A 24,689-nucleotide genomic window follows, 5' to 3' on the forward strand; every position below is an offset into this window, starting at 1 on the left:
TTTCTCAAGCGCGGCAAGCAGCCGGAATCGCGCACCCGCCCATCACCTCACCGACCTGCCGTGCAAACTCGATGGTCGCCAGGTCGCCCATTTCCCGCCCCGCAGCCTGCACTCCGAGCGGCAGGCCCTGCTCGTCAAGGCCGGCAGGGAACACCGTGGACGGCAGGTAGGCGACGCCGGTAAGGCCCGCCCAGAAGATCTGCTCGAAGTAGGGGCGCTGCTCCCTGTTGACCGTCAGCTCCCTCGCCTCCAGCGGCTCGGAATGATCGTGGGGAAAGGCGGTGGTTGCCGCGGCGGGCGTCAGCAGGATGTCGAAGTCGCGGAAGAATTCGTGCCACGCCCAGCGCAGGTGCGTCCGCCGTTCGTTGCAGGCATGCCACTGGCGATAGTAAAGCGTCGAACCGCGGATCTCGTAGGCGAGTTCGCTCTTGTCCCGAGGGTCGAGACGGGACAGACGCTCGAGATTCTCCTCGAAGACGGCCTCCGGCTGGCGCGCGGACATCGCGGCATAGAGGAGGTGCTCGTACTGCTCGTGGGAGTGATCCGCCGAGAAGGCCGGGCGTGCACGGTAGTCGACCCGGCCACCGGCATCCTCCACCAGCCGGGCAACCTCCAGAACCCGCGCCTTGATCGATTCGTCAACCGGCGCCATCTCTTCATCGGCCCATACCGCCACCCGCCAGTCTCCCAGCCGCTTCTGCGTCGGCGCAGGCAGTTCGAGGTGCCAGCCCGGCGTCTGCAGCGCATCCGCGCCACCGACCACGTCCAGCACCAACGCCAGGTCCCGGGCGCTGCGCGCCAGGGGGCCGATCACGGACAGGTCCGTTGGCGTCAGGATGCCGGGGAGCGCGTGGCCGCGTATGGGCAGGATGCCCCAGGTGGGCTTGTGACCGAAGACGCCGCAGTAGTGCGCGGGGTTGCGTATGGAGCCGCCAATGTCGCTGCCCATTTCGAGTGCGGTCATGCCTGCGGCCAGGGCCGCTGCCGAGCCGCCGGACGACCCGCCGGGCCCGCGCCCAGGGTCATGGGGATTGCTGGTCGTTCCGTAGATGTCGTTGTAACTCTGGAAATCCGCGAGAGAGAGAGGCACGTTGGTCTTGCCGAAGATGATGGCGCCTGCCGATTGCAGCCGCTGACAGGCGACGGCATCAGCTGCTGCAATGTTGTCCTTCAGCAGCGGATTCCCCCAGGTGGTCGCCATACCCGCGATGTCATAGGACTCCTTCACGGTCATCGGCAGCCCGTGGAGCGGACCCAGGCGCCGTCCTTTCGCCAGCGCCTCGTCCGCCGTTCGCGCACGCGCGCGAGCCTCGTCGAGCTGCATGGCGACAACGGCATTGATTCGAGGGTTGTACCGCTCCACTCGCTCGACGTAGTGTTCGAGCAATTCGATGCTGGAGAACTCCCTCGCTACCAGCCTCTCGACCAGCGACGAAGCATCACTGAAGGCGATATCATCCACGCACGCTCACCCCCTGCGCTGTGAGACCGGCCGATGCCCGCGCGTCCCTAGCCAATGTAAAGCCCCTCCGGGACACCGATGCCGCTGTTGCGGAAGAAGTCGTGGCAGCGCTCGACGTCCCGGACCCATTCAAAAAACAGGCCCTTGCTGCTGGTGACCGTCACGCCGGCATCGCGCATGCGCAGCAGGCCATAGTCATGCCCCTCCTGGGGCGAAGCGCAGGCGTCGGCAACTACGACGACGCGGTAGCCCTGCTCGAGCAGCCCGAGCGCTGATTGCGCCACGCACACGTCGGTTTCCAGGCCGGTGAGGACCGCCGTACGCCGGCCCGTCGCCGCCACGGCCTCGAGGATGTCGGCCTGCCCTGTCAGTCCGAAAACCATCTTGTCGTGCTCGGAGGACCCGGTCGCCATGCAGTCGCGAAGGGCGCCTGTTGTCGGGCCCATGACGGCAATCTCTTCGGCCGTCACGCAGGTCGGTACCGCCAGCCAGGCTGCGACCTGCATCAGCCAGCGGCAGCGTTCCACGACGCGCTGCGCATCTTCCTGCGCAAGCCGCACCAGGAACTTGTCCTGCACGTCGATGACCAGGAGGAGGCTGTCTGCAGCCTCGATCAGTTTCGCGGTCTCTCTCATCGATGCTCCGGTAGTGGGAAATTGAACAGACGGACGCCGGGCGAAGGGACAGTCATTCCGCCAGGGCCCGGGTCAGCCGGTAGAGGAACTCGAGCCCCTCGTCGAAGGACCTGGCACGGATCCGCTCGTTCTTTGCATGGCCCCGGTCGTCCTCGACGTCGATGAAGATACCGTTGACGCCGTAGACCGGTATGCCGCGCTCGCGCAGGAACCTGCCGTCGGTTCCGCCGGGCCCCATGATCGGCATCGTCGGGACATCCGGCCAGACGCTGCGGGACACCTGTTCAATGACCGCAAGAACTTCCGGCTGCAGGGAGATTCCCGGCTGTACCGACTTGTGCGGCAGGGCTTCTAGCGCTACACCATCCGCAAGCGCTGCAGAGAGTCGCGCTCGCACGCTGTCACGGTCTTCGGTGGGAAGCAGCCGGCAGTTCACCGTCAGCACGACCCGCTGCGGGAGCGCGTTCTCGGCGTGACCGCCGGCGATCATCGTCGGGGCACAGGTGGTACGCATACTCGCATTGTAAAAAGGAATGCCGGAGAGGAAGGCAACGGATGCCGGTTCCGGCGGCTCCGCCAGCAGCTCCTCGATCGCTGCGCGAAGTTCCCCGTCGGTGATCGCGAGTGACCGCTCGAAGAAGCTGCGGGTCACTGCATTCAGTTCGACAGGGAATACGACGTTCCGCAGCGCCAACAGCATTTCACCCGCCAGGTAGAGCACGTTATCGCTGGACGGCATGGAGGAATGTCCACCCGGACCCGAAACCGTGAGTTCGAAGGACTGGTACAGCTTCTCGGTTGCCTGCACTTCGTGGGCCAGCCGTTCACCACCGACCAGGACGCCGGCACCACCCTCGCTGACCACGTACGCGGCGCGCAGCTTCTCGGGATGCTCGGCAAGCAGCCATTCCACGCCGTTGTGACTGCCGCCCTCCTCGTCGCTGGTGAGCGCCAGCACAATGTCACGTCTTGGACGATAGCCCTCGGCGTGAAGCCTGAGCAGATTGGTTATGTGGATAGCCGCTTCGTCCTTGTCATCGGATACGCCACGACCGTAGAGATAACCATCCTCGTCGCTGAAGCTGAAGGGGTCGCGGTCCCAGGCGGCGGCATCCGCCTCCACCACGTCGAGGTGGGCCAGCAGCAGCAGGGGCTCGCATTCCTGCTCGGTGCCGCGATAGCGGACGACGAGATTGCCCTTGCGCGGCGCCGGCGCCAGCACCTCGACTTCCGTGGCCGGAAAGCCGGCATCCAGGAACCGGCCGGCAATTGCCTCCGCCGCCCGGGTGTTGCTACCCGTGCTGTGTGTCGTGTTGATGCCGACCAGTTCGGCCAGTATCTCCCGGGCGAGGCGTGTCCACTCGTCGCGCGCAGCGACGGTTCCATGCACGCCCTCCGCCTCCGCAGCGCCAGGGGGAATCGCCTTTCGCGCGGCGTCATCCGCATCCAGCAGACAACGGGCGTCCTGCGCGACGGCGCCGGATGACGCCGCGGCAGAGAGTAGCAAGGCAAGCACCAGCGTGACGGCCCGGCGCGGTCCGCGGCGCAACCGCGCTCGATGACTATTGCGTTCCTTGCATGCAGTCAGGGTGTCCACGAAAACGATACTCCTCGTCATTCCGTCGCTTTCCCCGGAGCCGGCACCAGGCCAAGGGGTGAACGACGGTTGATCCGCCAGACAGCCGTTGCCAGGCACAGGGCCGCTGCGCACAGGGGCAGCGCAGCAACGATGATTGCCAGGTCCACCCGCTCCCTGGAGAAGGCGAACTGCTCGAGCGCCAGCGCGATCACCGTGGGCCCGAGGCCCAGACCAATGAGGGAACTGACCGAGGCGACTGCGGACGATGCCACGCCGCGAAGCCGAGCCGGCGCCGCAACGGCGATGAAGGTATAGGCGGACGCCGTCGTCGATACCAGGGCGATGACCCACAGCCACGTGGCGGCGTAGACCAGCCACAGGGAGCCAGTGGCATAGAGGGGAAGCACGCAGGCGGCTGCCACCGTGCCCAGCAACACGACCAGCAGCGGCCCGGCGGCCCCGCTGCGACGCGAAAAATAGTCACTGAGATTACCCCCGACCGGACCGCCGACAAGACCGCCGATAGCTACGATGACCCCGAGCGCGATGCCGATTTCACCGGGGGCGAGCGCATAGCTTCGGGACAGAAGCCGCGGCAGCCAGGCGTAAATGCCGTTGTCCGCCACCGCCAGCAGCGAGATCACCAGCACCACCAGCAGCAGCACGACGGTGAAGGTGGAGCGCTGAAACAGCAGCGCAAGCGTACCGCTGGAGCCGCCGGGCTCAGGCATGTCCTGGCGCGACGGCTCCCGCAGGGATAGTAGGAGCAAGGGGATGAGGAAGCCCGGCACAGACAGAACGACAAAGACCTGGCGCCAGGGAGCCAACTCACCGACCAGGGGCACGAGCTGGAAAAAACCCGCCTGGGCAGCCTCCAGGGTGAGACCGCCGATGGCGTAGGCGGAGCTGAAGCCGGCGTTGATACCCATGAAGAAGACACCCATGGCGAGCCCGCGGCGATCGCCTGCGAAGCTGTCTCCGATGAAGGACACCACGGCGGGTGTGAGCGCGGCCTCACCCACGCCGACGACAATCCGTGCGAAAAAGAGCATCCCGAAGCCCGTCGCCACGCCGCACAGCAGTGTGCCCAGGCTCCAGACCAGCGCACCGAGGCTGAGCAGCAGCAGGCGGTTGGCGCGATCGGCAAGCAGTCCCATGGGTATCACCATCAGGGCATAGGCGACGGCGAAAGGCGGGCCCTGGAGGAGACTGGCCTGCGTGTCCGAGATTGCGAGCTCGAGGCTGATCGGCTCGATAAGGATATTGATGATGAGACGGTGTACGTAGCCGATCAGCGGCACGAGGAAGAGGACGAAAAGCAGCCAGTGGCTGCCCTCGGGCAACTGCCACCAGCGTCGCAACCTTGCGGGACCGGCGTTCACGCCCCGGCAACCCCGGAGCACGACGCCGTGGCGGGACCCCGGGTGCTAGCGGCCATGGCTGCCGTCCGGTGCCGCGCGGCCCTCAAGGTTAACTACCTCCGAATCCGCCCCGAGTAACGACAACAGTGCCTGCAGCCGCTCGTCCCGCCAGGCCTCGATGTCCGCCAGCGGCAGGTCGCCATAGGCGCCCTCGGTCTGGGCGATCACCGCTTCGAGTAACGCCTCGGTCAGTTCCGGCGCGAGGAGGCGCGAGTAGGGCTGCCCGAGGAAAGCGCCGAAGCGCTCGAAAGAGCCGCGTATGCCGTCCTCGCCCCCGGTGAGGTGATAACACAGGAAGGGTCCCATGAAGGACCAGCGCAACCCGGGGCCCTGACTGATAACCGCATCGACCTGCGCCACCGTCGCCTCACCGGCTTCGACCATGTGCAGCGCTTCGCGAAAGACGGCCTCCTGGAGCCGGTTGCCGATGTAGCCGATGGTCTCGCTGTTGCAGACGACCGGAAACTTGCCGATGCCACGATAGAACGTTTCAGCCCACGAGACCGTTTCCGCAGCCGTTGCCCGCCCAGGGACGATTTCCACGAGTGGCAGGAGGTAAACGGGATGGAACGGGTGACCGACCACGAGCCGCCCGGCGCCCGGGCAGCCTGCCTGGAGCTCACTCATGGGCAAACCGGAAGACGAAGACGCGATGACCACGTCCGGCGAGGCAGCCGCGTCCAGCCTGGCGATGGTATCCCGCTTGGTCTCGATATCCTCCGGCGCGTTCTCCTGGATGAAATCGCTTGCCGAGGCCGCGCCCTCCGCACTACCGGCGAACTCCAGCCGCGACAGATGCCCTGCCTGCTCGTCGGCTCTCAGGTTCAGGCGCCCGAAGATCCTGCGAACGCTCCGCAGCAGCGCTTCCTCGAAGCCGGGCGACGGGTCCCAGGCCGTCACCCGGTATCCTCGCTGCAGGAAAAGCGCGGTCCAACCCGCCCCGATGAGGCCGGTGCCGACGATAGCGACCCGCTTGACTGCGCCCGGCTCGATCAGCGGCTTCATGGCGCGCTGCTCCCCTGCGCTGCAGGGAGTCCCAGCAGGGCCCGCGCGCGCGCCGTACCGGCGACCTCACAGCCGAGATTCCGCACCAGGTCGGCGGCACGCGCGACGAGACCCGCATTCGTCGCGAGAACACCGCGGTCGAGATACAGATTGTCCTCCAGGCCGACCCGCACGTGACCACCGAGCAGCACCGCCTGCGCTACCATGGGGAACTGCATTCTGCCGACACCGAAGGCGGCCCAGAGTGCGCCGGGCGGCAGCGCATCGCGCATGGCCATCATGCTGCGCGGCGTCGCCGGCGCCCCGTACTTGACCCCCAGGCACAGCTGGAACATCGGCGGCTCGGGGACGAGGCCTTCGTCGATGAGCAGTTTTGCAATCTCTAGGTGCCCGAGTTCGAATACCTCGATCTCCGGCCTGACCCCCCGCTCCCGGTAGGCCACGAGGATCTCCCGGAGCAGGCGGGGGGTGGTGGCGTACACCATCTCGCCGAAGTTCAGCGACCCGCAGTCGAGGCTGCCGATGTCCGGCCCGAGCTGCAGAATATGCGCTACACGCTCGCGCGCGCCGACGAAGTCGGATTGCGGCGCGAGAGCGGCCCCGTCCTCGAAAGCAAACCACAGGTCGCCGCCCATGCCGCCGGTGTAGTTGAGGATGAGGTCACGGCTCCCGGCGCGAATGCGTTCATGCACTTGGGCAAACAGCCCGGGATCGCGCGACGGCCTGCCGCTTTTCGGATCGCGAACGTGGACGTGTACCACTGCCGCTCCGGCGGCCTCGGCGGCTAGGGCATCCGCGGCTATCGCCTCGGGCGTGACCGGCACGTGGGGGCTTCGTTCGACGGTGTCGCCGGCGCCGGTGAGTGCACAGGTGATGATGACTTCCCGATTCACGACGCTCCCGCTATTCCTTCGTCCCGCAGCAGTCGCAGCAGCGGTTCCAGCTCTCGGGCGTAGTGCCGCCACTTGCCTACCGATGAGCGATAGATCGGGCGACGCACCTGGCTGGCGCTCGCCGTCATCGACGGCGAGGGGTTGTCATGGAAGGCGCGCATTCCCGCCTCCCAGGACAGCCCGCAGGCCTCGATGAGTCTTCGACTCTCCTCTTCTGGAGCTGCCACCAGGTCTTCGTAGCGCACCCGGACGATCCGCCCCGGCAGACAGCGGTGCCAGTGTTCCATCAGCCGGTAGTAGGCGATGAAGTAGCGCCCCAGGTCCTCAAGGTCATAGGAGAACGGATAGGCCCGCTGGAACAGTGTCTTGTAAATGGCATAACAGGTATCCACCGGGTCCCGGGTAACGTGGATGATCGTCGCCCTGGGTAGCGACAGGTGTATCAACCCTGCATTGAGGTAGTTGAAGGGCAGCTTGTCGATCGCCCGGCGGCTGCCTGCGGCCCGCCGTGCGAGGTTGTCGCCGTAACGTCGTCCCAGCTCCTCCATATCCAGCTCGAGGGAGGCGCCGACGAGCGCATGGGGGTCTTTACTGCTCCCGTGTGTCTGCCGCTCGGCCAGCTCAGCCATCAGGCGGGGAAAGTCCGGGGACTCCCCCACCGACCGCACCTCGGAGTGACTGGCAAGGATCCGCTCTACAAGGGTGGTTCCCGTGCGCGGCAGACCGAGTACGAAGACCGGCAGCTCGGAATCGAAGCCTGTGTTCCGGACCGGGTTCAGCCAGGCCGATGAAAAGCGATCGATCAGTTCATCGATGAGCGCGAGGTCCTGGCATACATCGTAGGACAGGTGCCGGCGCCGGAGCTGTGCACCGCGGGCCAGGTAGCGGAAGGAGCGGGGATAGTCACCGGTATCCTCGCACTCCTTGGCGAGCGCATAGCAGAGCATGACCTCTCCGAGGTAAGGCGCACCGCCGCGTGCCAGAACCCGCTCCATCGCAGCGATGTGGTTGTCCTCAGCCGTCTGCGTTCGAAGGTCTGCGCGTATCAGGTATGCCTCGTATTCCGCAGGGTCGAGCTCGAGAGCGCGGTCGCAGGCCAGTTCCGCCTCGCGCAGCCGGCCAAGGAAGCGAAGGGTGGCTGCCTGGCTGAAGTGGTGTTTTGCGTTGCCAGGCTCCAGCTCAATGGCTCGCTCGTAAGCCACCAGGGCACGCTCATGCTCGTCGACCTTGACATAGAGGCTGGCCAGCATGGCGGCGCTGTCGCCAGAGCCCAGCGCGCAGGGCTCGGCCTTCTTGAGTGCTGCGGTCGCCTCAGCCTGCTCCCCGGCGGCGACAAGACAGATCGCGAGGTGGAGATATTGCCCCGCATCGGCAGCAGCGGGCTCCAGCGCCGCTTTCGCATACATTGCCGCCAGCCCGGCGTCCCCGGCACGGAGCGCGATTTCGCTGATCGCCCGCTGCACGCGGCAGTCCTCCTTGAACGCCTCGGCGATGCGCGGCAAGAGCGGGAGTGCTTCGCGCGCCTCCCTGGGCTCGCGCACCCTGGCGAGGCGCCCCAGGAGCTGCGCTCTCGACGGCCGAACGGGGTTGCGCGGGTCTGACTCACCTGCGGGCATGGACGCCATCATGGTAACGCGGCTCCCGGCGCGTTACTGGAACTGATAAGTCAGGCTCAGGCCAACCGTCCGCGGCCGGGTCAGAACGAGGCGATTGGTCTGCGGCGAGACAAGCGAGGCAGACATCGCGGCATTTTCGTCCGACAGGTTCTTGGCGAAGAGGCGGAACGTCCAACTGGGGATCTCGTAGCTCACGTGGGCGTTCCAGATAGTATAGGAGTCGAGCGTGAAGGCGCCCGGGCCTCCAGGCAGGGCATTCTCGTAGTCCGACCGGTAGACCGCATCGACTGCCAGGTTGAGGTCGTTGCCAGCGACAGGAACCGTGTAGCCCAGGGAACCGGCAAGCATATGCTTGGAGTGCCCCGGCAGCCGCGTACCGTCAGCAATGGCTGTGGTGTAGAGCTCACCATCTTCGACGAACTCCGCGTTGGTATAGGCGTAGCCGAGCGAGTAGTTGAAGCGATCGCCGACCACGCCATCGATTTCGAGCTCCAGACCGCGGGATTCCGCATCAGCGGTGGCGTTGCTGACGCCGTCGATGCCGCTGTTGAAACCGACGATGCGCGCCTGGGGATCCTTCCACTCGATGTAGTAGGCGGCCAGGCTGTAGCGAACGCTCCGCTCTGCGAGAAAACCCTTGATGCCTACCTCGTAGTTGTCCGCCTTGTCGGCAGAGAAGCTGTTGATGTTGGGGAACTCGCCGCCGAGCGTCTCATCGATGAACCCTACGTCGGGCAGTGCATTAACGCCGCCGTTGCGGAAGCCCTGAGACCAGGTCGCATAGAGGTTTGTATCATCGTTCAGCTCGTAAGAGGTATTGAGCTTGAATACCTCGTCATTCACCGTGTCATTGGAGCTGTTCGCAGAACCGCCCAGCGGTGGCATGCCGCAATAGAAGCCCTCCCCGAAGCCCTCCTCCAGGATGGTATAGCAGGTAGGCAGGATGGAGGTGTCGTCGTTGCCGATTTCCTGCTCGAAGACTCGCACACCGCCGGTGACCTGCCAGGCATCGGTCAACTGGTAGCTGAGTTCTCCAAAGAGCGCCCGCTCGGTGAAGTCCGTGGTTCGGTCCTGCCCGTACACGAGGTCCGGCGGGCTGGTGATCGGTATGGGCACGCCGAAGTAGGACGCGAGCCCGGAAGCATCGAACCAGGCCTCGAAGCCTGGCATCGATTGCCCGGTTTCAAAGGTCATTTCCTGGTCCAGGTAGAAGGCACCGACGATCCAGCCGAGGGGACCATCGCTATTGGAGGTGAGGCGCAGTTCCTGCACGAAACTCTCATCGGTGGCGTCATAGCTGGAGACCGTCGAGATCCGCGGGTAGTAGAAGTAAAAGAAGGAGAAGAAGTCCTCGTACAGACCGGAAGCATCGACCTGCGTCTCGGTGGTGCGTTCATAGTACGAAGTCGCAGAAGTCAGCGTTGCAAAACCCAGGTTGGCCGTGATCTCGAGCGCGCCGAGGTTCATGTCAGACTCGAACGGGTTGGTGCCGTGCAGGGACAGCGTCCGGTCCTCACCAAGACTTTCCGCCTGGTAGTTGTCCGTTTCCGACTCCTGGTAGTGATAAGTAAAGAGCGCCTCGATATCGTCGTTCACATTCCAGAGCAGGGAAGTGCGCAGGTGGGTGATGCTCCCTTCGTTGGAATCCTCCTCGGAGCCGGACCGGTCCGGACCACTGCCGACAAAATCACTCGGGTCCTCCAGCAGGAAGGCGCCACTCTCGTCCCGGAGGCCCAGATTGATGGCATCCACGAAGCCAGCCAGGTAGGTATGCCCGCCGGAAACCCGCAGCGCGGCGCGCTCTCCGAGCGGCAGGTTGATCATGGCGTCAAAGTCGTAGTTGGGGTCGTCCGCATCTTCTGTGGTTGAAATGCTCGTGCGGAGGCTGCCCTCCAGCACCGATGGGTCCGGCTTGTTGGGCATGATCCGCAGCGTTCCTCCGAGGGAGCCGGCCCCGTATAGCGTGCCCTGGGGACCCCTGAGCACCTCCACACGGTCAATGTCTGTCAGGCGCAGGTTGTAATAGACAGGGGTCTCGCCGACATAGGTGGACACGGTCGGGCGGGCAAGGTTGGGAATCTCGCCGGCGCCGTTGCCCGGCTCGGCGGAGAGGCCGCGCATCACCAGGGTGCTGTTATTGCCCGCCTCGCGAATGCCACGATCATTGAAACTGACACCGGGCACCTGGCGCACGAACTCCCCCAGGTTGATGATTTCCCGCTTGTCCAGCAGGTCGCCGGAATAGGCGGAGATGTTGTAGGGCACGTCCTGGGTCGAAGTGGCCCGGCGAGTAGCCGTGACAACGACCTCTTCCAGTGCCTGTGCCCGTGCCTGCTGCGCGGGGAGTGTTGCCGCCGCTACCGCGGCTGCGAGTATCGATACCCTTCCGGCAGCCGCCAGATGTCCGTGCTGGTACATATCTGCACCCCCCCTGCTGGGCTCTGGCAAGTTGTCTTGCCTAATTGCTGTTGAAACCGCTTTTGTTGGAGGCTAGTGCATTGCCGCAGCCGTTCAATCAGCATATTCTGCGGGGCAAAGTTAAGATAAACTTAATTGATATGCTGCGCACAAAACATAACCTACCGCTCAATGCCCTTCGCGTCTTCGAGGCGGTTGGCCGACACGGGCAGATGAAGCGCGCCGCCGACGAGCTCTGCGTCACCCAGAGCGCCGTCAGCCAACAGGTCAGGAAGCTCGAGGGATTGCTCGACGTGGAACTGCTGCAGCGAACCAATACCGGCCTTGCCCTGACTCCGACAGGCGCGCGGCTGCTGCAGGATGTTTCCGGCGCACTGGACAGCCTGGTCCGGGCAACCGAGCGGGTGAACCTGGACGACCGGGTGGCCGAGCTGCGGATCGCGTGCCCGGCGGGGCTCGCGAGCAACTGGCTGCTGCCGCGGCTCGGCGGATTCCTCGATGAATACCTTGGCCACGAGTTCAGCCTGGAGCCGATCGCGGTCTATCCCCGCGCCATTCCGGCAGAGGTGGATCTCGCCATTACCTATGGCAAGCCGCCGGTGAGCGAAGAGCGTGTCACGCGGCTCGGGAAGTCGGAGCTTGTTCCCGTGGCTTCCGCGGCGCTGGTGGGTGCAAAGTCTTTGCCTACCGTGCACGACATGCTCCAACACACGCTGATCCACGCCGACGATGGCGCCGAGTGGCGACTGTGGCTTCAGCTGGCGGAAGCCGACGGTGCCCGCTCAGCCAACAATATCTATCTCGGCACCGGTTATCACATGATCGTCGATGCCGTCCGCCACGGCCTGGGTATCGGCTTGCTCGCACGTCGCTTCATAGAGGACGAACTCGAGGCAGGCCACCTCGTGATCGCTCATAGCGCGGCTCGCCTGGAACCCGAGTACTACTACGTCGTGCGCCCGGAGGAGGCCTATCGTACGTCGACCGGCCGCGTTTTCGAGACCTGGTTATACGATCAGTGGGGCCAGGGCTGACCCTGGCGGCCTTGACGATGCGGTGCTTTGCACCGGCAACGCGACCCGTGCAAGGCCGATAGCCGTAAAACTGCAGCAGCAGGGGTTTGCGCACCGCCACGCGCCGCTTGCCAGCACGCGAGAAAAACAGGAGAAGCCACATCGTGGAACCGCAGGAGAACTCCCTGGAAGACACGCCGCTGCAAATCAACGGCGAGCGTCTTTGGCAACGCCTGATGACAATGGCGACCCACGGCGCTACGCCCCGGGGCGGCTGCAACCGCCAGGCGCTGACGGACGTCGATCGCCGTGGGCGCGACCTCTTTGTCGATTGGTGTCGCGAAGCAGGCTATGACACCCGTGTCGATGCCATCGGCAACATCTTCGCCCGGCGGGCTGGGATGGAGGCGCTGCCGCCCGTTCTTACCGGCAGCCACCTGGATACACAGCCCACGGGCGGGAAATTCGACGGTGTCTACGGCGTACTGGCCGGCCTCGAGGTGCTGAACACGCTCGATGAGCAGGGTATCGCGACCCGGCACCCGCTCGAAGTCGCCGTCTGGACCAACGAGGAGGGCTGTCGCTTCCCCTCCGCCATGCTCGGATCAGCGGTTTGGGGGGGGAGCATGGCGCTGGCGGATGCGCTGGCGCTTGAGGACCGCGAGGGTCACTCGGTGGGCGACGAACTCGTCCGCATCGGCTACGCGGGGCAGGAAGAGGCCAGCGCCCGTCCCCTGAAGGCGGCTTTCGAGCTGCACATCGAGCAGGGACCGGTGCTAGAGGCCGAGCAGCTCGACATCGGCATCGTGACCGGCGTTCAGCACATGAGCCGCCACCTGGTGACCTTCAGCGGCGAGGCGACCCACGCGGGGCCTACGCCGATGTCCATGCGCCGGGACCCGGTGCGCGCACTGAGCGCGCTGCTTCCCGAGCTCTACAAGCTCGTCGAGGAACACGGAGTCGATACCCGGGTGACCGTCGGCTTCCTCGATGCCCGGCCCGGCGCTGGCAACACGGTGCCGCACACCGTGGAGCTCACTGTCGACGTGCGGCACCCGCTGGCAGCGGTGTACAGCGATCTGCGGGCTGCCGTCACCGACCTGGCCGCGGGCGCGGCGACGGGCGCCGGCGTAACAGCCGAGGTTGCCTGCCTGTGGGAAGCACCGGGGGTGAGCTTTGATGAAAGCTGTGTCGCTTCGGTGCGTACTGCGACACAGCGCCTGGGCCTGCGCGCGCGCGGCATCGTTTCCGGCGCCGGGCACGACGCCTGCAACCTGGCCGGCGTCGCCCCGACCGGGATGATCTTCATCCCCTGCGAGGGCGGCGTCAGCCACAATGAGGCGGAAGCCATTACCCCGGCGCAGGCGACCGCCGGCGCAAACGTGCTGCTCCACGCCATGCTCGAACAAGCGGAAAGGCCATGACTCTTGCAGTGAGAAGGGAAGGCGGCGGCACGCCCGCGCCGTCGCACTGGGGTATCGATTCGGAGTACGGCAGGCTGCGTGACGTGCTCATCGGACCCGCGGACCACTACCGGTGGCAAACGGGCAACGCGATGGCGCGACGCTCGATGCGCATCGGCCGGGCGTTCGATCCGGCGATCGCCCGCGACCAGTTTACCGGCATGCTCGAGGTCTTTCGCGATGCCGGTGTAAGCGTCCACACACTAGCTCCCGACCCCGCACTGCCCTACCAGCTCTATGCCAGGGACTCTTCCGTCATGACGCCGTGGGGCGCAATCGTGACCCAGCTCTACAGCCCCTGGCGCCGTGGCGAATGGCGCGCCGTGATCGAGTTCTATCAGCAGGCAGAGATACCCGTCTACGATGTCGTCACCGCCGGGGCTTTCGAAGGTGGCGACTTCATGGTCCTCAAACCGGGCCTGATCGTCTGCGGCTGCAGTGGCGAGCGCACCAGTCCACAGGGGCTTGCACAGGTGCGTGCCTGGGTCGAAGCGGAAGGTTGGGAATTCCTCAGCTACGAGTTCGATCCCTACTTTCTGCACCTCGACGTGAAGCTGGGCATGCTCGCGGAAGGCCTCGCCTGTGCGTGCACCGACGCCCTGGAGCCGGACTTCGTCGCGGCCCTGCAAGACCGCGGGATCGAGCTCATCGACATTCCCTACCCCGCCATGCTCGAGCTGGGGTGCAATGTCGTGGCCCTGGGCAACGACCGCGTGCTCATGCCGTCCGACAATCGCGAGTTGGCCGAGCGGTGCCGCGCCCACGGCCTCGAGGTACTCGCTCCCGATATCGGCATGTTCACGGCCGGTGGCGGAGGCGTTCACTGCATGACTCAGCCGCTCAGGCGCGATGCCGGCTGACGCGAGTTGCTAAAGCGAAGAGCGGTTGGACACCGGCACGGTGCCCTGGCAGGCTGAGCCGCACCGCCTCCGGGGTGTCCGCTGATGGCGGAAGGACCCACCACCAGTAAAGCGAGCGCCGACCACGTGGGACGGGGGAAGACATCCATGACACCGACAAAGCCCTTCAACCGCGAGGAGCTCGACGCCGCCCTGCACACCGTGCGCGAGGCCGTGCCGCCAACCCCGCAGTACCGCTGGCCGCTGCTGGCTGAGCGCTACGGCTGCGAGGTCTGGGTCAAGCACGAGAACCATACGCCCACCGGGGCCTTCAAGGTCCGCGGCGGCCTCACCTATCTCGAGCAGCTGGCTGAAGAGGGGCTGCCGACGGGGCTCGTTACCGCCACGCGCGGCAACCACGGGCAGAGCATCCCCTTCGCCGCGGCCCGCTATGGCGTGCCCGTCACCGTCGTGGTGCCGGAGGGCAACAGCACGGACAAGAACCGGGCCATGCGCGGCTGGGGTGCGGAGGTGCTCATCCACGGTCGCGACTTCGACGAGGCGCGGGCCTTCGCCAACGAACTCGCGACGGAGCGGGGGCTGGCGCTGGTGCCGTCTTTCCACCCGGCGCTGGTGCGCGGTGTCGCCACCTACGCGCTGGAGCTGTTCAACGCCGTGGAGCGCGTGGACACGGTCTATGTCCCCATCGGCATGGGCTCGGGCATCTGCGCCGTGATCGCGGTGCGCGACCTGCTCGGGCTGGACACCGAGGTGGTCGGCGTCACCGCAGCCGGTGCGCCGGCGTACGCCGAGTCTTTCCGCGCCGGGCAGCTGCGCCCGCAGGCGCAGGCGCGCACCTTTGCCGACGGCGTGGCCTGTCGCGACCCCGATGCCGGGGCGCTCGAGATCATTCTCGCCGGCGCGGCGCGTGTACTCTCGGTCACCGACGCGGAGATCGCCGAAGCCATGCGCGTCCTGTTCACCGACACGCACAACGTGGCAGAGGGTGCGGGCGCCGCCGCCCTGGCCGGCCTTGCCCAGGAGCAGGCGCGGCAGCGCGGCAAGCGGATCGCCGTGATTCTCTGTGGCGGCAACGTGGATGCTGCCGTGTTCGCAGCGGTGTTACAGGGTGCCGCGGGTGGCCCTGGCAGTCCCGACTGAAGCCGCCGATCATCCACCCTTGCATTCCCGCAAGCTGAAGATGCCCTGATCCCGTGGCCCTGGAATCATCCGTTGTCCGCCTGAAGCTATAGCTCGTAGGCCGCGGCGCGGCTGAAAGGGGGCCGGCGGAGAGCGACGCGAGTGACCGTCTCACCCAGTTAAACGATCAAAACCCTTTGCAGCGATCGCTGCCTAATCCGACATAAAATGAAGCGATCGTTTCTTTTTATGGACGAAAGTGAAGCGGTCGCTTTTTATCTTTCACGATGCGAAGGGATCGTTTCCCGAGGCGGATGATGCGGCAAACCGGAGAATACGAGCAAAGCACCGTGACGGGAGAGGAGGTCAACGCCTTCATCCCGTTTCCGCTGCCACCACGCGATCCCCCGCTGGCACTGGACGATAACCTTGCGCAGCTCCTCGCCCGCGCAAGCGAACAGCTGCGGCTGCTCGATCTGGCCGGCGATCTCGTGCCCTCCGTCGAGTGGTTCGTGTATGCCTTCGTGCGCAAAGAAGCGGTGCTGTCTGCACAGATTGAAGGCATGCAGGCTACCCTGATGGACCTGCTCGAGGTCGAAGCCTCTGGCAAGGCGCCTGTGGATGCCGACGTCGAGGAGGTCTGCGGCTACCTGGATGCGCTGAACTTCGCCTGGAAGGAACTGGGCCGCGACACCGGCGCGCCGCTATCGATGCGCCTTCTGTCACAAGCTCACGAAAGGCTGCTGGCAGGGGCGCGAGGTGCCGGGAACCAGCCAGGCGAAGTGCGGCGATCGCAGAACTGGATCGGGGGTACGCAACCCGGCAATGCCAGCTTCGTCCCGCCCCCGCCGCGTCGGCTCGGCGACCTGCTCAGTGAGTTTGAGCACGCCATCCACGGCGAGAGCGACCTGCCGCCCCTCGTCCTTATAGGTCTCCTGCACGTGCAGTTCGAGACCCTGCACCCGTACCTCGACGGCAACGGTCGCCTGGGTCGTTTGCTGATCACGCTGCTCCTGCGCCACTGGAACCTGCTGTCGCGCCCGCTGCTCTACCTCAGCCTGTTCCTGAAGGTTCACCGCCAGGAGTACTACCGGCGCCTGAGCGCGGTCCGCTCGGATGGCGACTGGGAGGGCTGGCTCGCATTCTTCCTTGAGGGGGTCGCCACCGTCGCCGAAGAGGCGATCGCCACGGCTCGACGTTTGCACACCATCGTGGGCGAAGCGCGCGAAAAGCTGCTCGCACGAGAGGATGCGACCGTCCTGAGCCTGCGGCTCTTCGAAATGCTACCGCAGCATCCACTGATTACAGTGAAACGCGCGGTGGATCTGCTTGACTGTTCGCGTCCTGCGGCGGCAAAGGCAATTCGGGTTCTCGAAGCGGCCGCTGTGCTGCAGCCGCTCGATGCCCGTAAGAAAAACCGGACGCTGGTGTTCAGGGAGTACCTCGATCACCTCAGCGAGGGGACTGACGTCGTGTAACAGACGTTGATCTGCGCCGGAGGTGCCGCAATCGCCGAGCTCATTGAGCGATGCCACCCAGGCCAAGCCAGCCACTAGCGCCAGCGGGGACCGACGATCCAGGCAATGAGGCTGTAGCGAACGCCCTTCGTCACCGGCGTGACCCGGTGCATGACCCAGCTGGGAAAGGTAACGACGGCGCCCCGCTCCCGCGAGGCGAACTGCTCCTTGTTCGTGTAAAAGAAGCCGATATCGCCCCCTTCATAATCATCGGAGTTGCTTAGCTGCACCGACAGGCTGATCTTGCGATTGGCGGTCTTCCTGCCGCCGTCCATGTGCCAGGTGTAGTGCCCATGGTCCTCCTCGTGGTAGCGCGTTACCTGCATGCGGCCCTCGAACTTCGTGATGTCGAAGCCGTAGTTGCCGGCGTTGACCTGCTGCACGGCATGCCAGACCTTGCGGTACGCCCAGTCGTACTTCGCGCGGTCGAGCCAGTGCACATGAGAACGACGGATCGAGGGGTCTGTCTTCTGCCCGCCCACCGTGGCGGTGCGGATATCCTCCTCCGCCGCGCGGACCAGGGCATCCATCTGCTCGTCGGAGAAGCAGCGCTCGACCGTGACCTGCCTGTCAAAGCCGTCGATGACCGGGGCGCCCCTCGGCCGGGCCGTTCTGCGCTCCGACTTCTTCCTGCCCGCCATGCTCGCCTCTCTTGCTGGCTGTACCGTGCACCGGTAAGTCGCCGCACAACGCCGGTCGCTACCTGATCGGTATCATCGTAAACCGCTACCCGCCTTTCACAAACTACGCGTTGACAGAGCGCCGGTTGTACCGCTCCCACGCGCATCTACCGCAATCGTGGAGCGACCCGACTCCGTGCCCCAATCTTTGGTAATCTGTTAGCAGAACGCTCCCGGGGGAAGTGCCGTGTCCGCCATCATCACCACCGGAGCCGGCCGAGTCCCCGCAGCTGCGAATTCACGTTCATGGATGCCAATAGAGGGTGGGTAGGCATGGTTAGCTTTAAGACATCAGGGCGCGCCACGGCCGGCTGGCTGTCAGGCGTCTCAATCGGCCTTTGCGCGACGCTTGTGCCGGCCCAGACAGAGTGGGAAGAAGCACGCGAGAGGGAGCGTGCGGCCTTTTATGAAGACCTCGAGGTCGTCGATGACGCGCTGAGGACCAACCCGACCGGGGCACTCCGACAGTCCATGGAATCCTGCCTGAACCAGCGGCGGCACGCGAACGTGCTAATGGATATCGGCATGATTGAGCGCGCGCGGCGGTCGCTGCAGTACTGCTTCGACTCGCTGGGCCTGGCAAGGAACACGGTGGAGAAGGTCACCGGCCCGACCGAGGAGGAACTGCAGGCCCGGGCCGCCAGGGAGTACGAGAAGGCGATGAGCCTGACACCGGACGTGGACAACGGCCGTGCAATCTATGCGGACTGCGCGGCCTGCCACAAGCCTGAGGGCTGGGGACTGATCACGGGTATCGTGCCGCAGATCGCCGGGCAGCACCGCAGCGTGGTGATCAGTCAGCTCGCAGACTACCGGGCGGGCGCCCGGGATTCGGTCCTGATGGTGCCCTACGCCACCGCCGAGACGATCGGCGGTGCGCAGGCCATCGCAGACGTGGCCGAGTACATCTCGACACTCGAAATCAGTGTCGAGAACGGCACCGGTGATGGTGCAAACCTCGAACTGGGCGAGGAGCTGTACCGCAACCACTGTGCAGACTGTCATGGCGCTTCCGGCGAGGGCAGCGACGAGGGCGCCATTCCGCGGCTGCAGGCCCAGCACTACAAGTACCTGGTGCGGCAGTTCGAGTGGATTCGCGACGGCAAACGACGCAACGTCGGCGACAAGATGAAGTTCGTCGAGGCGTTCAGCGACGAGGAGATGACCGCAGTGCTGGATTACGCGTCGCGCCTGCTGCCCCGGGAGGAGCTGCGCGCACCCCCGGGCTGGCAGAATCCCGACTTCGTCCAACGCATAACGCAGTGACCCCGCTGAGCATAGAGCGCCTGTCGGCGGACCCTGCTTTACTGCCGGCTCCCTGCCGTTGGGTCGATGGGTCCGATAGGACCCTCTCAAGTGGCAAGCTGAACAGCGGGGCATAAACCGCCCCAGACAACAGTGCTGACTTAACCCGGGGCGCCATGTTCAAACATCATAGAAAAGGCTCACGGACGCTTCGCTTGCGCGAGCGCATCGCAGCCCTGTCAAACTTCTTCTTTGCCCTGGTCGGACTGGTCCTGCTGTACGCAGGCCTTTTCCAGGTCATCATGGCCTACGAAGGGCGCGACTATTCCTGGCTGAGCGGGGTCTACTGGACCCTGGTGACGATGTCGACGCTGGGCTTTGGTGACATCGTTTTCACCAGCGATGTCGGGCGTGGCTTCTCCGTCGTGGTGCTGCTCTCGGGCACAGTCTTCATGCTGGTCCTGCTGCCTGTCCTGTTCATCGAGCTGGTGTACGCCCCCTGGGTTGCAGCGCAGTCGGCCAACCGTGTTCCGAGAAGCGTGAAAGCTGATCTATCAGGTCACGTTATCCTCACCTTCGCCGGCCCGGTCGCCCGAGCGCTCATCGAGCGCCTTACACGCTTCGGTTACGCTTACGTCGTCGTCCTGTCGGCGGAGGACGAAGTGCTTGCGCTGCGTGACGAGGGAATTCAGGTTCTCTGCGGCGAACTGGACGATCCGGACACCTACCGCAGAGCGCGGATCGAGGCCGCAGCGATGGTGGCGACCACGCGCTCAGATGTTGAAAACACCACGGTCGTCTTTACCGCGCGCGGAGTCGCCCCATCGATTCCCATTGTGTCGACAGTTCGGGAGGGGGCCGCCGTGGATGTCCTGCGCCTCGCCGGCTGCAATCGCACGCTGAATCTCGCCGAGTTGATGGGCAATTCCCTGGCGCGCCGAGCCATCGGCGGCGAACGGGTCGCGCACATCGTCGGCCACATTGACGACATCGTGATCGCCGAAGTGGAGGCGTCGCGAACTACCCTGGTGGGCGGGACTCTCGGCCATGCCCAGGCTGTGACAGCGATCAGTATCGTCGGCACCTGGGACCGCGGCACCTTTGTTACCGGCGATGACCAGCAGGTCATAGCGGAAAGCGCAACCCTGGTGATGGCGGGCGCACCAGAGGACCTCAAGGAGTTTGATCGCCAGTTCGGCAAGCGCGGGACTAAAGCAGAAGCCTACCACCCCGTATTGATCGTAGGCGGCGGCCGCGTAGGTCGCTATACGGCACGGGCGCTTGAGCACCGGGGTATCGACTATCGCATCGTCGAGCAGCTGCCCGAGCGCGTTGAGGACGACGAACGCTACGTCACAGGCTCCGCTGCCAAAAAGCAGGTGCTGGAGTCGGCGGGTATCCGCAAGGCGCCGACGATCATCATCACGACCCGTGACGATGACACCAATATCTACCTGACAATCTACGCGCGGCTGCTGCGTCCGGACATACAGATCATTGCCCGCTCCACGCTGCAGCGTAATGTCGCTGCACTGCACCGCGCCGGCGCCAACATGGTCATCTCCTACGCCTCGATGGGCGCCAACGCGATCTTCAACCGCCTCAAGCGCAGCGACCTGATGATGATTGCCGAGGGGCTGGACGTATTCAAGCTGCCGGTGCCCGAAGCGCTGGCGGGTCGGTCTCTGCAGGAGGCAGACATACGCGCCGTCACCGGCTGCGCCGTGATCGGCATAGACCAGCACGACAACACGCTGACCAGCCTGCGCCCGCAGACAGTCATTCCCGCCAAAGCCGAGATCATTCTGCTTGGCACCGCGGAAGGGGAACAGGCGTTCCTGGATCGCTTCCGCTAACCCATCCGCCAGGCACGCCTTCTCAAGCGATGAGGAGTGCTGTGCCCAGGCCGAGCAGCGTAAAGAAACCCACGACATCCGTCACCGTGGTGAGGATCACACCCCCGGCAAGCGCGGGGTCAATACGCAGTCGCTCGAGGCCGAGGGGTATGAGCGCGCCGGCGAGAGCCGCCGCGAACTGATTCACGAGAAGCGCAACCGCAACCACGATTCCAAGCGTGAAACTACCGAACCACCACAGCGCCAAACCTCCGACAACGGCGGCCCATACCAGCCCGTTGATGGTGGCAGAAGCGAGCTCCCTACGAAGCATCCAGGGTATCCTCGCGCGCTCCAGGCGACCCAGCGCGATCCCGCGCACCACGACCGTCAGCGTTTGTGTGCCGGCGATCCCCCCCATGCTGGCAACCACGGGCATCAGCACAGCGAGGGCCACGACTTTCTCGATAGTGGCGTCAAAGAGGCCAATAACCCAGGCTGCGAGCAGGGCCGTGAGCAGGTTGATACCCAGCCAGAGCATGCGGCGCTTCGCCGTGGCCAGGCTCGGAGCGAGCATGTCGTCGTCCTCGCTGAGCCCCGCGCGCCGCATGATCTGATGCTCCCCCTCGCGTCGGATCAGGGGCACCACGTCATCGATGGTAATCCTGCCGAGCAGTATCCCCGCGGCATCGACGACGGGCAGAGAGATGAACTCACGCGTTTCAAAGAGTTGCACCACCTCCTGGAGCGGGGTTAGCGGCGCCAGCGGTGGGATGCCCTCCTCAAGCAGGCTATCGACCTGCGTGTCGCTGCCGTGGAGAAACAGGTCGCCGAGGCGGACCGATCCGCAATACCGGTTCTCCCGGTCTACGACCATCAGCCGGTTAGTGTGAGAAGGAATCGCGCCAAGGCGGCGCAGGTACCTGGTGACGACCTCGATGCTGACGTCGCCGCGAACCGCTAGCGTGTCCTGATGCATGACGCTCCCCGCGGTACCCGCAGGGAACGCGAGAAGCGTTTGCAGCCGGGATCTGGCCTGCTCGTCCATCGCGTCCAGAGCCTCGTCGCGGGCATCGGGAGCCAGGTCGCGAAGCAGCTTCGCCGAAGCCGCATCGCGGCCGGAAGCTGCGGCGCTGGCCAGCGCGTCCGGCGTTAATCGTTCAATGTGCGCGCGGGCAACCCGCCGGCTCGCCATGGCGAGAGCCTTGACCAGATCCGGGGGTGAAACTTCATCCAGAAGCGCTGCACGGTCTCTCGGCGGTGTCGCTTCGAGCGTGCGGGCAATAACGACCGGTGGAGCATGGTCGGACACAGGAACCACTGCGGCCTGATCGCCAGCCGCAACTTCTTCTTCGCTGAACAATTCGCGCTACATCCTCATGAAAACAGCTAATGCCTGAAATGCCCCTCCCCGAGGGAGGACCTCACACCCAACCATTCGGCACTTAGGCGGGCGAGAGCTCGCCAGCGGGACGGGAGCCGCGGCGACCGTCCCTGGCGATTCCCTCCATCAGGCGCCCCAGCAGGTCGGCGCCGGTGATGATCCGCGGCTGCCCATCCCAGAGCAGAATGACGTCCCGGGAGATCATCTGGTCCTCGCCCAACTCACGATCCAGCCAGAGACGGGTGATCACGTCACCGAGGCTGCGGTCCCGGTTGCGGACGATTACCGGTCGATGACAGAACGCCCGCGGATCTGCAGCGTCCGGGTGAAAAAGCACACTGCGCAGAAAACCGTCGACATCCAGCACCTGCCGCGGGTTGTCTTCCGTGTCAGTCAAGACTGCCCACGGCTTTCCAGAGGCCTCAAGGGCACGCAGAAAGGGGTCCTCGACGACGCCTGCGAAGTCGGGGAACCGCAACTGATCACTCTCCACCGGAAGCTGGATGATGCTGTCCGGATGCAACGGAACACCTTCATCCGACACGGGCAGATCGTCCATGTTCAGAAAGTTGAGCGCCCCCATTGCCTCAGCGCGCTCCATCTCCGATTCGTCAGCGCGCAGATGCTGCAGGATGATCTCTTTCAGCTCTGCTTCCCGGTAGTACTGAATCGCCTCTCTTCCAAGCCAGGCATCCAGGAGCATCGCACTGGGTCGCGCCACCGGGTAGAGCAGTAGCTGATATGCCCGCAGCAATGGCGCCAGCATAGAGGCCATCTTCATGGCATTCCGAGAAAAATAGGCTTGCGGCATGATCTCGCCGAAGATCGTTATGGCGAAAGTGGAAAAAAGGAAGGCTACGACCCCAGCCAGCACCGAATCCGACAGCAGCGTGAGAAGCACATTGATACTGACGTTACCCCAGAGAATCGTTGTCAAAACCAGATTCGAGTCTTCACGCAGCCGCAGCACACGCTGCGCAGCGACGCTGCCCGAGCGGGCTTCGATCTCCAGCTTGAGGCGGTTCAGGCTGAACACGGCCAGGTTCAGCCCTGAGAACATTGCTGACTGGCTGACACAGAAAGCAATACCCAACCAGGTAGCGAGCGTGATCATCAGCGGAAAACCCCGTGTTATCTGGGCGTGAAGTTGAGGGCGCAGCCTTCCCGCGGGCCAGGATGTCATGACTCGATGGGCGCCCCGTGGAGTGTACCTCGCCGAAGACAACCGTGAGAGCGGAATCTCGTGCAGGGTAGCTCATGCACCGAAGCAGCCGCTGCGATCGGGCTTTGGCGTATGATCGGGTGATGACGATTTTGGTGGTCAATGCCGGCAGTTCCTCGCTGAAGTTTGCGCTCTACGACAGGGCCGCAGATCATCGCAGCCTGCGCGGAGAAATCGCGCCCCTTGGCGACTCGACCCCTGCCCTGCTTTGCCTGGAGGACTGCCCAAAAGCTGAACACTCCGAGGTCAGAGTGGGAGCACTTGATGATGCCGCCGCGGGTGTCGAGTGGCTGGCGCATAATCTGGAGGCACTGTCAGGCGGCGGAGTCACCGCGGTGGGACACCGGGTCGTGCACGGTGGTAGCGACTTCGCCGCGGCCACGCCCATCGACGAACAGGTGCTTGCGAAGTTGCACAAACTGGACCCGCATGCGCCGCTGCACAACCCCTCGAGCCGGCGCGCCATTCTCGCGGCGAGCCGTCTGTTCCCGGGGGCCATGCAGGTAGCGGTCTTCGACACCGCTTTTCACCAGTCCATGCCGGCCGTGGCTAGGCACTACGCATTACCCACGGAACTCGCGCGGGATTTCGACATCCGACGGTTCGGTTTCCACGGAATATCACACCAGTACCTGGCACGGCGCACGGCAGAGATACTGGCCAGGCCCGCGGCAGATCTTCGGCTCATCACGCTGCATCTTGGCAACGGTGCAAGTGCGGCCGCCATTCGGGGCGGGCACAGCATCGATACCTCGATGGGCTTCACGCCACTCGAGGGCCTCGTGATGGGAACGCGCTGCGGTGATCTCGACCCCGCTGTGCCGCTTTTCCTGCATACACAGGGGGGCCTGCCGGTAGACGCCATCGACGACTTGCTCAACCGTCGCAGCGGCCTGAGGGGACTCGCCGGCACCCACGACATGCGGGAGGTGGAGCGCCGGCGGCAGCACGGCGACGAGGCCGCGGCACTGGCCTTCGAGCTGTTCTGCTACCGCGCGCGAAAGTACCTGGGCAGCTTCCTCGCGGTGCTCGGCGGGGCAGACGCTATCGTATTCTCAGGGGGTATTGGCCAGCACAGCGCTGCCGTTCGCAGGGCTATCTGCGATGACCTCTCCGGGCTGGGCATCGTGCTCGATGTGAATAAGAACGAGACGGCGGAGCCCGATGCGCTCGTTCACGCCGACGAGTCGGCTGTTGCCATCGCCCTGCTGGCGACTGACGAGGAGCAGGAAATTGCCCGCCAGGTATCAACTCTGCTGCCGCTTGAGCCTTCCTAGAATTGTCACGAAGTTCTGCTAGCTTGGAGCAGACACTTGGCATTC

The 24,689-nt window shown here is 64.9% G+C and carries 19 protein-coding genes; 8 read left to right on the top strand and 11 right to left on the bottom strand.

Features of this window, described 5'->3' with window-relative positions; all coding sequences use genetic code 11:
• Positions 1–4: 4 nt before the first annotated feature.
• From RKE50_RS02425 to RKE50_RS02460, 8 genes are read right to left on the bottom strand one after another with little or no spacing between them, the layout of a single operon-like run.
• Entirely contained in the window at positions 5–1,462 is a 1,458-nt protein-coding gene (locus RKE50_RS02425; protein WP_350034107.1) for an amidase, read from the bottom strand.
• Between the two features lie 47 nt (positions 1,463–1,509).
• Complete coding sequence (locus RKE50_RS02430) at positions 1,510–2,097, bottom strand: isochorismatase family protein (RefSeq protein ID WP_350034109.1); 588 nt, start codon at positions 2,095–2,097, stop codon at positions 1,510–1,512.
• A 52-nt stretch (positions 2,098–2,149) separates the two neighbouring features.
• On the bottom strand, positions 2,150–3,694 hold the full coding sequence (locus tag RKE50_RS02435) for a M20/M25/M40 family metallo-hydrolase (RefSeq protein ID WP_350034111.1): 1,545 nt from the start codon (positions 3,692–3,694) through the stop codon (positions 2,150–2,152).
• Between the two features lie 17 nt (positions 3,695–3,711).
• Complete coding sequence (locus tag RKE50_RS02440; protein ID WP_350034113.1) at positions 3,712–5,058, bottom strand: MFS transporter; 1,347 nt, start codon at positions 5,056–5,058, stop codon at positions 3,712–3,714.
• Between the two features lie 45 nt (positions 5,059–5,103).
• Complete coding sequence (locus RKE50_RS02445) at positions 5,104–6,102, bottom strand: 3-hydroxyacyl-CoA dehydrogenase NAD-binding domain-containing protein (RefSeq protein WP_350034114.1); 999 nt, start codon at positions 6,100–6,102, stop codon at positions 5,104–5,106.
• Positions 6,099–6,995, bottom strand: a complete 897-nt coding sequence (locus tag RKE50_RS02450) for a beta-keto acid cleavage family enzyme (protein ID WP_350034116.1) — start codon at positions 6,993–6,995, stop codon at positions 6,099–6,101. Before RKE50_RS02450 ends, RKE50_RS02445 begins: the two co-directional genes overlap by 4 nt.
• Positions 6,992–8,623, bottom strand: a complete 1,632-nt coding sequence (locus RKE50_RS02455) for a tetratricopeptide repeat-containing sulfotransferase family protein (protein ID WP_350034118.1) — start codon at positions 8,621–8,623, stop codon at positions 6,992–6,994. Before RKE50_RS02455 ends, RKE50_RS02450 begins: the two co-directional genes overlap by 4 nt.
• A 21-nt stretch (positions 8,624–8,644) precedes the next feature.
• The gene (locus RKE50_RS02460; protein WP_350034119.1) at positions 8,645–11,029 is read right to left on the bottom strand and encodes a TonB-dependent receptor; all 2,385 of its coding nucleotides are present in this window, start codon (positions 11,027–11,029) and stop codon (positions 8,645–8,647) included.
• 80 nt (positions 11,030–11,109) lie between these two features.
• Here RKE50_RS02460 and RKE50_RS02465 point away from each other — a divergent pair, with 80 nt between their 5' ends.
• The 5 genes from RKE50_RS02465 to RKE50_RS02485 all read left to right on the top strand — a co-directional run bounded on the left by RKE50_RS02465 (position 11,110) and on the right by RKE50_RS02485 (position 16,962).
• Positions 11,110–12,063 (top strand): LysR substrate-binding domain-containing protein, encoded by a 954-nt coding sequence (locus RKE50_RS02465; protein ID WP_350034120.1) that lies wholly within the window; start codon positions 11,110–11,112, stop codon positions 12,061–12,063.
• Between the two features lie 143 nt (positions 12,064–12,206).
• Positions 12,207–13,466 carry a Zn-dependent hydrolase gene (locus RKE50_RS02470; RefSeq protein ID WP_350034121.1) on the top strand — a complete coding sequence of 420 codons (1,260 nt, stop codon included), beginning with the start codon at positions 12,207–12,209 and terminating at the stop codon, positions 13,464–13,466.
• The gene (locus RKE50_RS02475; RefSeq protein WP_350034123.1) at positions 13,463–14,365 is read left to right on the top strand and encodes a dimethylarginine dimethylaminohydrolase family protein; all 903 of its coding nucleotides are present in this window, start codon (positions 13,463–13,465) and stop codon (positions 14,363–14,365) included. Before RKE50_RS02470 ends, RKE50_RS02475 begins: the two co-directional genes overlap by 4 nt.
• 147 nt (positions 14,366–14,512) lie before the next feature.
• A complete protein-coding gene (locus RKE50_RS02480) occupies positions 14,513–15,505 on the top strand; it encodes a threonine dehydratase (RefSeq protein WP_350034125.1) in 993 nt (330 codons plus the stop codon).
• 329 nt (positions 15,506–15,834) lie between these two features.
• Positions 15,835–16,962, top strand: coding sequence for a Fic family protein (locus RKE50_RS02485; protein ID WP_350034127.1), 1,128 nt, complete (start codon positions 15,835–15,837; stop codon positions 16,960–16,962).
• Between the two features lie 74 nt (positions 16,963–17,036).
• Here RKE50_RS02485 and RKE50_RS02490 read toward each other — a convergent pair whose 3' ends face one another.
• Positions 17,037–17,642: a 2OG-Fe(II) oxygenase gene (locus RKE50_RS02490; protein WP_350034129.1), complete on the bottom strand. Its 606-nt coding sequence runs from the start codon at positions 17,640–17,642 to the stop codon at positions 17,037–17,039.
• Positions 17,643–18,032: 390 nt separating this feature from the next.
• Between RKE50_RS02490 and RKE50_RS02495 the strand changes: the two genes are divergently transcribed.
• Both RKE50_RS02495 and RKE50_RS02500 read left to right on the top strand, forming a co-directional pair.
• Positions 18,033–18,947 carry a c-type cytochrome gene (locus RKE50_RS02495; RefSeq protein WP_350034131.1) on the top strand — a complete coding sequence of 305 codons (915 nt, stop codon included), beginning with the start codon at positions 18,033–18,035 and terminating at the stop codon, positions 18,945–18,947.
• 194 nt (positions 18,948–19,141) lie between these two features.
• Complete coding sequence (locus RKE50_RS02500; protein WP_350034133.1) at positions 19,142–20,782, top strand: potassium channel family protein; 1,641 nt, start codon at positions 19,142–19,144, stop codon at positions 20,780–20,782.
• Between the two features lie 22 nt (positions 20,783–20,804).
• On the opposite strand, the gene RKE50_RS02505 is transcribed toward RKE50_RS02500, so the two are convergent.
• Both RKE50_RS02505 and RKE50_RS02510 read right to left on the bottom strand, forming a co-directional pair.
• Positions 20,805–22,124, bottom strand: a complete 1,320-nt coding sequence (locus RKE50_RS02505) for a magnesium transporter (protein WP_350034134.1) — start codon at positions 22,122–22,124, stop codon at positions 20,805–20,807.
• Between the two features lie 82 nt (positions 22,125–22,206).
• Positions 22,207–23,259, bottom strand: a complete 1,053-nt coding sequence (locus RKE50_RS02510; RefSeq protein ID WP_350034136.1) for a DUF21 domain-containing protein — start codon at positions 23,257–23,259, stop codon at positions 22,207–22,209.
• 191 nt (positions 23,260–23,450) lie between these two features.
• Between RKE50_RS02510 and RKE50_RS02515 the strand changes: the two genes are divergently transcribed.
• Positions 23,451–24,644, top strand: a complete 1,194-nt coding sequence (locus RKE50_RS02515; RefSeq protein WP_350034393.1) for an acetate/propionate family kinase — start codon at positions 23,451–23,453, stop codon at positions 24,642–24,644.
• Positions 24,645–24,689: the final 45 nt, after the last annotated feature.

Origin of the sequence: Pseudohaliea sp., assembly GCF_040217025.1 — a bacterium.
GTDB lineage: Bacteria > Pseudomonadota > Gammaproteobacteria > Pseudomonadales > Halieaceae > Pseudohaliea.

Coding starts and splice junctions, on each gene's coding strand:
- RKE50_RS02430 (WP_350034109.1), bottom strand. CDS start 2,097: ATGAGAGAGACCGCGAAACTGATCGAGGCTGCAGACAGCCTCCTCCTG.
- RKE50_RS02445 (WP_350034114.1), bottom strand. CDS start 6,102: ATGAAGCCGCTGATCGAGCCGGGCGCAGTCAAGCGGGTCGCTATCGTC.
- RKE50_RS02455 (WP_350034118.1), bottom strand. CDS start 8,623: ATGATGGCGTCCATGCCCGCAGGTGAGTCAGACCCGCGCAACCCCGTT.
- RKE50_RS02460 (WP_350034119.1), bottom strand. CDS start 11,029: ATGTACCAGCACGGACATCTGGCGGCTGCCGGAAGGGTATCGATACTC.
- RKE50_RS02475 (WP_350034123.1), top strand. CDS start 13,463: ATGACTCTTGCAGTGAGAAGGGAAGGCGGCGGCACGCCCGCGCCGTCG.
- RKE50_RS02480 (WP_350034125.1), top strand. CDS start 14,513: ATGACACCGACAAAGCCCTTCAACCGCGAGGAGCTCGACGCCGCCCTG.
- RKE50_RS02490 (WP_350034129.1), bottom strand. CDS start 17,642: ATGGCGGGCAGGAAGAAGTCGGAGCGCAGAACGGCCCGGCCGAGGGGC.
- RKE50_RS02510 (WP_350034136.1), bottom strand. CDS start 23,259: ATGATCACGCTCGCTACCTGGTTGGGTATTGCTTTCTGTGTCAGCCAG.
- RKE50_RS02515 (WP_350034393.1), top strand. CDS start 23,451: ATGACGATTTTGGTGGTCAATGCCGGCAGTTCCTCGCTGAAGTTTGCG.